The organism is Microbacterium sp. HMWF026, from assembly GCF_003061325.1.
GTDB classification, from domain to species: domain Bacteria; phylum Actinomycetota; class Actinomycetes; order Actinomycetales; family Microbacteriaceae; genus Microbacterium; species Microbacterium testaceum_E.
The window spans coordinates 1-1,487 of record NZ_QAJB01000375.1; the positions used below are offsets into that span (position 1 = coordinate 1).

A 1,487-nucleotide genomic window follows, 5' to 3' on the forward strand; every position below is an offset into this window, starting at 1 on the left:
CTCTCACGGCGACCGCGGGTCGGCCGTCCCCACGGGCATCTCGCCCCACCGTCATCGTGACGATCCCCGTCCTCGCGCTTCTCGGGCACAGCACCGAATCGGCGACCCTCGACGGCTATGGCCCGATCGACCTCGACACCGCGCGGCGCCTCGCCGGCGAGGCGACGTCGTTGGTGCGCCTCCTCACTGATCCCATCGACGGCACTCCCCTCACCCTGGATCGCAAGACGTACCGCGTCCCTGTCGCGCTGCGGCGGTGGCTGGGCGTGACCTCCCCCACCTGTGTCTTCCCCGGCTGCGGCCGCGCAGCAGCGGACTGCGACATCGACCACCGCGATGCCTGGGCCGATGGCGGCACCACCGACCATGACAACCTCGATCCGACATGTCGCCATCACCATCGGTTGAAACACGAATCCGGGTGGATGCCGACCTCCTCCCCCGACGCAGGACTCACGTGGACGTCACCCCTCGGCGGCTCCTACGGTGCCGACCCGCCGCCGTTCTGACGCGGGCACGAACCCCATTTCACGTGCGCCGAGACGAAGCACACCGCTCACTCACGAAGTCACCTCGCATCGCCCGCGAACGGCGACGATCTGCAGCGCCCGCGGACGGAGTCGAAGCACACCGCCCCACGTGAAGACGAGCTGCATTGCCCACCCACGAAGACGAACCGCACCGCACGGCACCACATCATGCCGCGCCGCGCCGGTCACCGTGATCGCCCTCGTCGGTGTGGCGACGGCGCAACGAACCATGAGCCCGGCCGTCTCGAGAAACCATCTCGGCGTCTCCGCAAACGTGCCTACTGTCCCTGAGCACGTTCCGACTTCCCCCGGGAACATTCCGGCTCTCGACGACCGCGCCTCGAGCCCGAACCTTCCCCTTCGTGTCGAACGGCGCCTCACAGCGCGCGCGACCACGCGACCTCCCGCTCGAACTGCCCCGTCCGCACGAAGAGTCGAACCTGAGACGTGTCCGCGAGGTTTTCCGCGAGCAGGTCACGATCGGCGGTCTCGAACCCGAGCGACTGCCAGAACGGGCCCGACCGTCGACTGAACAGCCAGGCGGTGCGCGCGCCGTCCTCCGCCGCGCGGTCGAGCGCGAAGAGCGCCAAGGCGCGGCCACATCCCCTACCGCGGTCTCGAGCATCCACCGCCACGCTGCGAATCAGTGCGTGTCGGCGGTCCCCGCTCAACTCGAAGCCGGTCGTTCCCCGGATCGCGCCCGCCGGATCCCGGCGCACCCAGAGCCGGAGGGACGGCGTTTCGAGGCCACTGACCGTCAGGTCCGCATCCGCCAGGAATGCCGTGATCGCCGGCAGATCCCCCGCCGTCGCCGCCTCGAAAAGTGCGGGTGCCGAATCCATCCGCCGTCCCCCCTCGCTAGCCTGACTCCCACCCTGCCACCGCGCGATGACCCCACCGGACCTGCGCAGCCCACACCGCCCCGCAAATGTCGCAACAGCGCGGCCCACACCGCCC

2 protein-coding genes are annotated in these 1,487 nt (G+C 69.8%); one reads left to right on the forward strand and one right to left on the reverse strand.

The annotated features are described in order from the left end of the window. The coding region (locus DBR36_RS13945) for an HNH endonuclease signature motif containing protein (protein WP_146185369.1) at window positions 1–509 on the forward strand (509 nt) is incomplete at its 5' end. A 398-nt stretch (window positions 510–907) separates the two neighbouring features. On the opposite strand, the gene DBR36_RS13950 is transcribed toward DBR36_RS13945, so the two are convergent. Then, window positions 908–1,372 carry a GNAT family N-acetyltransferase gene (locus DBR36_RS13950; RefSeq protein ID WP_108320346.1) on the reverse strand — a complete coding sequence of 155 codons (465 nt, stop codon included), beginning with the start codon at window positions 1,370–1,372 and terminating at the stop codon, window positions 908–910. Window positions 1,373–1,487 lie beyond the last annotated feature (115 nt).

Excerpts from the sequence above, each read along its gene's own strand:
- DBR36_RS13950 (WP_108320346.1), bottom strand. The coding sequence starts at position 1,372 with ATGGATTCGGCACCCGCACTTTTCGAGGCGGCGACGGCGGGGGATCTG.